Genomic DNA, 7,995 nt, shown 5'->3' with positions numbered 1-7,995 from the left:
TTCCGGGACGGATTTATTTTATATTTATTTCTTAGTAATCCTGCTCTTCCGAGTGCGGGGGGGCCGCGGGCCCCGGCGCCCCCCCCCCGCGTCCGTCCTGGTGACGGGGCTCCGCATCGGCCCTGGTGACGGGGGTCCGCCGGGCACGGCCGCGGGGTGCGGAGGTATGGCCGCATTTGCCCGCCTAGTGGTCCAGGGGGGGAAGTGGCCCAGGGTGGCTGGGGAAGCGGCCCAGGTGGAGCTCGGCGGGCTCAGCGGGGCTCGGCGGGCTCAGCGGGGCCCGGCGGGCTCAGCGGGGCCCGGCGGGCCGGTCAGGTCGACGGGGCTGGTCGGTCCGGCGGCCCCGGGGGTTCGCCCGGGTCCAGTGGGGGCGCCGTGAGGCCGCAGTGGTGGGCGCATTCGGGGTGGCTGGGTTCGGCCTGTGGGTCGTTCGGCGGGTGGGCCAGGGAGTCGCTGCGGACCGTGGCCCAGGCCAGGACCGAGCCGAGCAGCAGCACGCCGGCGCACCAGAGCATCGCCAGCCGGAAGGCGTCGTCGAACGCGCCGGCCGAGCGGTACGCGTCCGGGCCCATGCCGGCGAGCAGCGGCAGCGCGGCCACCGCGATCAGGCCCGCGGCCCGGGCCGCCGCGTTGTTGATGCCGCTGGCCAGGCCGGCCCGGCCGACGTCGACCGAGGCGAGCACGGTGGCCGTGAGCGGCGCGACCAGCGTCACCATGCCCGCGCCGAGCACCATGAGCGCGGGCAGCACGTCGCGCCAGTACACCGGATCGGCGTGCACCCGCAGCATCAGCAGCATGCCGGCCGCGCAGAGGAGTGGCCCGATGGTGAGCGGCAGTCTGGGTCCGGTGCGCTGGGCCAGTTCGCCGGAGCGGGCCGAGAACAGCAGCATCAGCACCGTCGTCGGCAGCAGCGCGGCCCCGGCCGCGAGCGCCGAGTAGCCCGCCACCACCTGGAGCTGCACCACCGACAGGAAGAAGAAGCCGCCGAAGGCCGCGTACACGCACAGCGTCACCAGGTTGATCGCGGTGAACTGGCGGCTGGCGAACAGGTCGGGCGGCAGCATCGGGTGCGCCCGGTGCAGCTCCAGGTAGCAGAAGGCGCCGGCGACCAGCAGCCCGCCCACGGCCGCGCCGATCACCAGCGGCGAGGCGCCCGCGTCCGGGGCCGCGATCAGGGCGTACGTGACGGCGCCGAGCGCCACCGCGCCGAGCACGGCGCCTGCCACGTCGAACCGGCCGCCGGCCTGCGGGTCCCGCGACTCCGGCACGTACCGCAGCGCCACGGGCACGCAGACCGCGGCCAGCGGCACGTTGAGCAGGAACACCCAGCGCCAGCCGGGGCCGTCCACCAGCCAGCCGCCCAGGAACGGGCCGACCGCCGCGCCCACGCCGCCGAGGCCCGACCAGGCGCCGACCGCACGGGCCCGGTGTTCGGGCCAGAACGCGGACTGGATGAGCGCCAGCGATCCCGGCGTGAGCAGTGCCCCGCCGACGCCTTGCAGGGCCCGCGCGCCGATCAGCACCGCCGCGTTCGGCGCGAGCCCGCACAGCAGCGAGGCCACCGCGAACCAGACCACGCCGATCACGAACACCCGGCGCCGCCCGAACCGGTCGCCCAGCGCCCCGCCGAGCAGGATCAGCGCGGCCAGGGTGAGCATGTACGCATTGACGGTCCACTGGAGTCCGCCCAGGTCAGCGCCGAGATCCTCGCCGATCTTGGGCAGCGCGACATTGACCACGGTGCTGTCGAGCAGCGCCATCGCGGAGCCGAGCACGGTGGTCAGCAGCACCAGCCGCCCGGTGGTCGTGCCCATCCGCACGCTCCCGGCGGACTCACCGGCGACTCCCCCGGCACTCCCGGCACTCCCGCCCGGCCCGCCGCCGTCCGCCCCGTCGCCGGCGGGCCTCGCTGCCCCGTCGCCGGCCGGGGCCGCAGCCGTATCCGCAGCCATATGCGTATCCGCAGCCGCGTCCACCCGGTCGGCCGGTGGGACCGGCGCGTGCTCCGGGTCGACGGGGTCCGGGCGATCCGTCATGTCTTCGATCCTCCGCGCCTCGACGCCACCGGGCCACCCGAAACCCCGCTGGGACCGCCCGGGCCACCCCGCACCCGTACACCCCGCCCCGTACGCCGAAAAGCCCGCCACCGGCGCGCACGGACGGGCCGTGCGGGAGGTGGCGGGCTTTCGGGCGTGGTGCCGCTGACGCGGCGCCGGAGGCAGGGCCGGCGCGGGCCGTCGAGCAGATCGCGGGGGCAGTGCCGCGACCCGCCCGACGTACGGGCCGACCCGGGCAGACCCGGGCCGGTCCGGACTGCCGGGCCGGTCCGGAGCGCTCCGGACCAACCCCGGCCGCCCCGGACCGCTCCGAACTACTTCAGCTTCGTGCCGGTGGCGCGCAGGTCGGCGCACGCCTTGGTGACGCGGGCGGCCATGCCGGCCTCGGCGAGCTTGCCCCAGCTCCGCGGGTCGTAGACCTTCTTGTTGCCGACCTCGCCGTCGACCTTCAGGACGCCGTCGTAGTTGCGGAACGCGTGGTCCACGATCGGGCGGGTGAAGGCGTACTGGGTGTCGGTGTCGAGGTTCATCTTGACGACGCCGTTGCCCAGCGCGACGCGGATCTCGTCCTCGGTCGAGCCGGAGCCGCCGTGGAAGACGAAGTCGAACGGGTCGGCCTTGCCGGAGCTGGCGGCCAGGCCGTCCTGGAGGTCGCGGAGCAGCTCGGGGCGGAGGACGACGTTGCCCGGCTTGTAGACGCCGTGCACGTTGCCGAACGAGGCGGCCAGCAGGTAGCGGCCGTTCTCGCCCAGGCCCAGCGCCTCGGCGGTCTTCTCCACGTCGGCGACGGAGGTGTACAGCTCGTCGTTGATCTCGTGCGAGACGCCGTCCTCCTCGCCGCCGGTCGGGGTGATCTCGACCTCAAGGATGATCTTCGCCTTGACGGCCTCGGCGAGCAGCTCCTTGGCGATGGCCAGGTTGTCGTCGAGCTTCTCGGCCGAACCGTCCCACATGTGGGACTGGAAGAGCGGGTTCTGGCCGGCGGCCACCCGCTCCTGGGAGAGGGCGATCAGCGGGCGGACGAAGCCGTCGAGCTTGTCCTTGGGGCAGTGGTCGGTGTGCAGCGCGATGTTGACCGGGTACTTCTTGGCCACCACGTGCGCGAACTCGGCCAGCGCCACCGCGCCGGAGACCATGTCCTTGCTGTACTGACCACCCAGGAACTCCGCACCGCCGGTGGAGACCTGGATGATGCCGTCGCTCTCGGCCTCGGCAAAGCCACGCAGCGCCGCGTGCAGAGTCTGCGTCGAGGTCACATTGATTGCCGGGTAGGCGAACTTGCCTGCCTTCGCCCGGTCGAGCATCTCGTTGTAGACCTCGGGGGTTGCGATGGGCATGGGTCCGCTCCTTGTGAAGTGCCGGATTGCGTAGTGAGGCCCTGACCTAGGGGGCGACGTCATCGTCGCCCCCCATCCTTCCAGACGCGTGCGGCTCCCCCACACGGCGTGCGACCCGGCCCCACCGAGATGCGTGAACGGTGGGGGCTGTTTCACGTGAAACAGCCCCCACCGTTAAGAAAACCGCAGGTCAAGTGATCGTTTACGGTCAGCCGAGGTCAAGGTCGGCAAGTCCGTACGCCTGGTAGTACGGCAGTCCCGCGGCCTCGATCGCGGGCGCGGCGCCGCGCTCCACGATGACCGCCACGGCCACCACGTCGGCACCCGCCTCGCGCGCCGCCTCGACCGCCGTCAGCGGCGAACCGCCCGTCGTCGAGGTGTCCTCCACGATCAGCACCCGGCGGCCCTTGATGTCCGGGCCCTCGATGCGGCGCTGGAGGCCGTGCGCCTTGTTGGCCTTGCGGACCACGAAGGAGTCGAGCCGACGGCCCCGCGCGGCGGCGGCGTGCATCATCGACGTCGCGACCGGATCGGCGCCGAGCGTCAGCCCGCCGACGGCGTCGTACTCCAGGTCGGCGGTCAGGTCGAGCATGACCTGACCGGCCAGCGGTGCAGCCTCGCCATCCAGGGTGATCCGGCGCAGGTCGATGTAGAAATCGGCCTCAAGACCGGACGAAAGGGTCACCTTGCCGTGCACCACGGCCTTGTTCTTGATCTGCTCCAGGAGGGCATCACGCACGTCGCTCATGTGCACGAGGTTAGCCGGGCCCCGGGCCCGGGCCCGTGCACGCCCCGTACGGGCGCAGGTGACGGGCCTTCGAGTACGCCTGCTGTACGAGCCTGGCGGCTGGCCGCGGGTGCGCATGTCGTACGAGCCTGGTGACCGACCGCGGGCACGCATGTCGTACGAGCCTGGCGGCTGTGCTCCGGCCCGCCCCCGTACGAGCCCCGGCGGCCGGCCCCGGGGGCGTCTCCTTCGTACGGCCCCCGGGTGCGCCCCCGAACGGGTCAGCGGCGGGGTGCTGCGCCCGCCCGGTCGACGGCGGCCTTGGTGAGGATCGCGGAGCTGCCGACGACGGTGCCGGCCGGGCCCGCGTCGCCGGCCTCGGTCAGCACCGTGCGCTCGCCGAGGAACGCGTGGCTGTCCCGGTCGAAGATCCACTGGGTCTGCTGGCCGTGTGTCGTACGGGCCACGGCCACGCCCTCCCGGCCGGCCGCGTCCTGCGCCGACTGCACCACGGTGACCCCGGGGATCTTCGCCGCGGCCCGGTAGAGCGCGGCGCTGACCTTCGGCGGCGCCCAGGTCTCCATCAGCAGGTCGCCGATGGCGGTGAAGGCCCGCTGGTCAGCGCTCTGCCCCTGGCCGTGGCTCGCCTTGCGGATCAGGTCGAGCAGCGCATCGGGGTCGGTGGGCAGCCCAGCGACGTACGTATGGGTGGGGTTGCTGATCGAGGGCCCGGACCCGGAGGCGCTGGGCTTCGGCGTGGCCCCGGGGCGCTCGATCGTGTACACCGGCGCGTCGGCGCCGAGCTGGCTGTCGGGCTTGCCCGCCTCGCGCAGCAGGCCCGTACGGCTGCCGTCGGCGGACAGCCACACCTGCCGGCGGTGGGCGGCCGGCAGGGTCACGGCGCCGCCGTCGGCGCTCTGCCCGGCGTAGGCCACCTTGCTCTCCACGTACACGAACTGGTCGCCCTTGACCTGCGGCTGCTCGCCCTCGGCGGCGGCGAGGGCGACGCGGTTCAGGAGCTGGGTGGCCGGCGCCGCCTGGACCGGGGCCGGGGCCGGGGTCGCGGTGGTGCTCGGCTCGGAGTCGGTCATGAGGTTGGCCGCCAGCACGCCGCCGGCGACGACGGAGCAGGCCAGGGCCGGCGCCAGCACCCGTACCAGCAGTCGGCGCTGGCGCGGCGTACGGGCGGCGCGGGCGCTGCGGCTCGGCGTCGGTTCGGCGAGCGCGGCCTCCCGCAGCACGGTGTGCTTGAGCAGTTGCTCGCGCTCGGGGTGGAGGTCGGGGACGTTCGGCGGGGGCAGCAGTTCGGTCAGCGCCTGGCGCTCGGTCTGCTCGGTCGCGTTCGACGGGCTGCGCCGCGGGGCGAGGTTCATCCGAGGTTCTCCTGGGTGAGCGGGGCCGCGGAGAAGCGGCCGGGCAGGGTGGTGTCGGGGGTGCGGCCGGGGCCGGCCGGGGAGCCGGGGCCGGCGGTGAGCGTCGGCCATGCGGTCACGGGGCGCGCGGCGGCCGGCGACTGCGGGGCATATCCGGCGGGCGCGGGCCGGCCGGCGGACGAGGCCGCGGCGGGGCCTGACCCGGCGGGCCCGGACCTGGCGGCCGGCGGGGCTCCCGGGCCGGTGGGGCGAGTAGGGCCAGTGGGGCCGGTGGGGCGCGCAGGACCAGCCGGGCCGGTCGATCCGGCGGGGCCGGCGAGGCCAGCGGGACCAGTCGGGCCAGCGGGGCCCGCCGAGCCGGTCGCCGTCGCCGCCGGAGACGCGCCCCGGCCGGCCCTGGTCTCCGCGGTGGCGAGTTCGCGCAGCCGGCCGCGGGCCCGGGACAGCCGCGACCTGACGGTGCCGACCGGCACGCCCAGCACCTCGGCAGCCGCCGCGTAGTCCAGGCCGGCCCAGACCACCAGCGTGAAGACCTCGCGGTCACGGCGGCGCAGCCGGGCCAGTGCGGCGCGGGCCACCCGCAGTTGCTCGGTGTCCGCGAGGTGCGTGACCAGGTCGTCGACGAAGTCGGGGACCGAGCCGCGCTCCGGCACGCGGGCCAGCGCCACGTCCCGCCGGCGGCGGGCCCTGGCGTTGCGCCGCATGATGTTGGTCGCGATGCCGAGCAGCCACGGGCGCAGGTTCTCCTCGCCCGGCCGCAGCTTCTCCCGGCCGCGCCACGCCTCAAGGAAGGTCGCGGACACGACGTCCTCGGCCTCCGCCCAATCGCCGGTGACGCGCAGCGCGTACCGGTAGAGCACCTGGGCGTGCTCGTCGTACAGCTCCCCCAGGGCGTCGCGGTCTCCGCTTCGGAAGCGGTTTCTCATGAGTGATTCCACATGGAGCACTGCCCTCCGCAACGCCCGGGTTCCGGTGACCTGCGCCACACCCCCCACCCTGCCCGGGGGCGAGTGACGCAGGTCACGGGAACTGTGGTGCGCCAACGCGCAGTGCTGATCATGACTACTTCCTCGTCGTCCCGGCCGCCGCGCCGGACCGCCCTGCGCGCCCTCGCCGTGGCCGTCGCCGTCGTCGGCAGCACCCTGCCCACCTGGAACGCCTCGGCCACCGGCGGCCCGCACTCCGGCCCCGGCACCGCAGCGGCGGCCACGCCGACGTACACGCTCACCATCCACCACCTCGGCCGCGACGGGCAGGTCGCGCCGCGGTACAAGACCCAGATCACCGAGTTCGCCGGGGAGGGGAAGACCGAGGTCCTGGGCCCCACCGACACCTCGGGCACCACCACCGTACGGCTGCCGAAGGGCCGCTACCTGCTCTCCTCCATGCTGAACGGCAAGACCAATGAAGAGGGCACCGACTGGGTGGTGCAGCCGCGGCTCGACCTGGACCGCGACACCTCCCTGACGATCGACTCGCGCACCACCAAGCCGGTCGACGTGCGGCCCCAGGACGACTCGGCCCAGCACGTCAGCGGCACGATGTTCGTCGCGGCCAAGCACGACGGCGCCACCCGCTACGCCAATGTGATCGTCGCCACCCCGACGCTGCGCGTGGCGCACCGCGGCCCAGCGGCCGAGGCCGGTTCGGTCCAGCGCTGGTACGACGTGTACTGGCACGGCAAGCAGCACCGCTACGCGCTCGGCGACGCCAGCACCGGCGACCGCGCGCTGACCGGCCTGGTCCGGCACCCGGCCGACAAGGACCTGGCCGAGGTGAAGTTCCGCGGCGCGGCCCACCCCGGCAGCGACGGCATGGCCGTGCTCGACGTCACGCCGAGCACCCGCGACACCGCCGGCTCCTACGTCGCCGCGATGCCCGCCCCCGGCACCGTCAGCTTCCTCTTCAGCCCGCAGCGCGGGAAGTACAACATCGGCTACACCAACCCGCGCACCGAGGAAGAGGGCCCCTCGTCCTGGTACGAGGTCAGGAACGTCTCCCCGCGCCTGGGCCGCTCCTTCACGCACACCTTCGACAACGGCGTCTTCGGCCCGAAGCTCGACGGCTCCCCCGGCGTCACCCGCACCGGCAACCGCATCGCCGTCGACGTACCGCTGCTCGCCGACGGCGACGGCCACCAGCCCTTCGACCAGCCGTACGACACGGCGTCGACCACCCTGTACCGCAACGGGCAGAAGGTGAAGACGGTGACCGGCGAGCCCGGCAAGGCCACCTTCGACGTGCCGACCGGGCGGGCGAACTACCGGGTCACGGCCACTGTGCGGCGCACCGGGCAGCGCGGCGCCGCCACCACCGTGACCGCCTCCTGGACCTTCGCCTCGCAGCGGACCGCCGCCGCGGCCAAGCTGCCGGTGAGCGTGGTGCGGTTCGCGCCGGCGCTCGGCCTGGACGGCACCGCCCCGGCCGGCAAGGCGCTGCGCGTCCCGGTCTCCGTGCAGGGCCCCGCGCGCGGCCACGCCCGCGCGCTCGACGTCGCGTAC

General features: G+C 74.2%; 6 protein-coding genes. 1 reads left to right on the top strand and 5 read right to left on the bottom strand.

What is annotated here, in order from left to right; all coding sequences use genetic code 11:
- Nucleotides 1-311: 311 nt before the first annotated feature.
- From AAHZ94_RS23835 to AAHZ94_RS23815, 5 genes are all read right to left on the bottom strand, one after another.
- Complete coding sequence (locus AAHZ94_RS23835; protein WP_349995079.1) at nt 312-1,814, bottom strand: MFS transporter; 1,503 nt, start codon at nt 1,812-1,814, stop codon at nt 312-314.
- A gap of 557 nt (nt 1,815-2,371) precedes the next feature.
- Complete coding sequence (gene fbaA, locus AAHZ94_RS23830) at nt 2,372-3,394, bottom strand: class II fructose-bisphosphate aldolase (protein ID WP_349995077.1); 1,023 nt, start codon at nt 3,392-3,394, stop codon at nt 2,372-2,374.
- 208 nt (nt 3,395-3,602) lie between these two features.
- Entirely contained in the window at nt 3,603-4,142 is a 540-nt protein-coding gene (gene pyrE, locus AAHZ94_RS23825; protein WP_349995075.1) for an orotate phosphoribosyltransferase, read from the bottom strand.
- Between the two features lie 260 nt (nt 4,143-4,402).
- Entirely contained in the window at nt 4,403-5,494 is a 1,092-nt protein-coding gene (locus AAHZ94_RS23820) for a CU044_5270 family protein (protein ID WP_349995073.1), read from the bottom strand.
- Nucleotides 5,491-6,420 carry an RNA polymerase sigma factor gene (locus tag AAHZ94_RS23815; RefSeq protein WP_349995072.1) on the bottom strand — a complete coding sequence of 310 codons (930 nt, stop codon included), beginning with the start codon at nt 6,418-6,420 and terminating at the stop codon, nt 5,491-5,493. Before AAHZ94_RS23815 ends, AAHZ94_RS23820 begins: the two co-directional genes overlap by 4 nt.
- Before the next feature lie 132 nt (nt 6,421-6,552).
- On the opposite strand from AAHZ94_RS23815, the gene AAHZ94_RS23810 reads away from it, so the two are divergent.
- Nucleotides 6,553-7,995 (top strand): serine protease (locus AAHZ94_RS23810; protein ID WP_349995070.1); only part of this gene is annotated, 1,443 nt, incomplete at its 3' end.

The organism is Streptomyces sp. HSW2009 (genome assembly GCF_040240285.1).
Classification (GTDB): Bacteria; Actinomycetota; Actinomycetes; order Streptomycetales; family Streptomycetaceae; genus Streptomyces.
This window is presented reverse-complemented; position numbering and strand designations above follow the sequence as displayed.

Bases quoted from the DNA above. Each gene is read 5' to 3' on its own strand.
- pyrE (WP_349995075.1), bottom strand. From the start codon at position 4,142: ATGAGCGACGTGCGTGATGCCCTCCTGGAGCAGATCAAGAACAAGGCC.
- AAHZ94_RS23815 (WP_349995072.1), bottom strand. From the start codon at position 6,420: ATGAGAAACCGCTTCCGAAGCGGAGACCGCGACGCCCTGGGGGAGCTG.
- AAHZ94_RS23820 (WP_349995073.1), bottom strand. From the start codon at position 5,494: ATGAACCTCGCCCCGCGGCGCAGCCCGTCGAACGCGACCGAGCAGACC.
- AAHZ94_RS23835 (WP_349995079.1), bottom strand. From the start codon at position 1,814: ATGGGCACGACCACCGGGCGGCTGGTGCTGCTGACCACCGTGCTCGGC.
- fbaA (WP_349995077.1), bottom strand. From the start codon at position 3,394: ATGCCCATCGCAACCCCCGAGGTCTACAACGAGATGCTCGACCGGGCG.